At 50.1% G+C, this 421-nt stretch carries 1 pseudogene; it reads left to right on the top strand.

The features are described from left to right. Nucleotides 1-88: 88 nt before the first annotated feature. A pseudogene (locus tag DSM107010_RS32805) lies at nucleotides 89-421 on the top strand (hypothetical protein); the annotation flags it as partial.

The raw sequence follows: 421 nt of genomic DNA, 5'->3' as shown, positions 1-421 counted from the left end.
TCTGCCTAGATTTTCACTTACTAGCAAGTAGGACACAGTTTGAAATGATTTGAGATCTCGATCCAAATCGATTTCGACACTCGTTCGCATGGCAAAATCTCAAAAAACTCAATTGGATGCCTCCTCCAAGTCGACCCGTGCTCGGTCGATTCCCCTTAAATGCCAAAAATGCGCCATGCTCGATGCAGCGCAAGCGCGAGTATTGCATGGAGCCGAGGGCGACGGTTGCTGGAATTCCAAGGTGTGCTACAGCCGTCGATCGTATGCCCGACATCGCGATCGGAAAAACCAACAACGCAACCGCCAGCGCCAGGAGGTTATCATCGAACTGCTTCCAGATAAAATTGAGGTGTTCCAAGCGTTGTACTACGCAGTGTTAGTCGTGTATCGTGAAGCGGGAGCGGAATCGATCGTTCATGCT

The sequence above is a fragment of the Chroococcidiopsis cubana SAG 39.79 genome, assembly GCF_003991895.1.
GTDB lineage: Bacteria > Cyanobacteriota > Cyanobacteriia > Cyanobacteriales > Chroococcidiopsidaceae > Chroococcidiopsis > Chroococcidiopsis thermalis.
The sequence above is the reverse complement of the archived record's forward strand: the minus strand, read 5'-3'. Positions and strand labels throughout refer to the sequence as shown.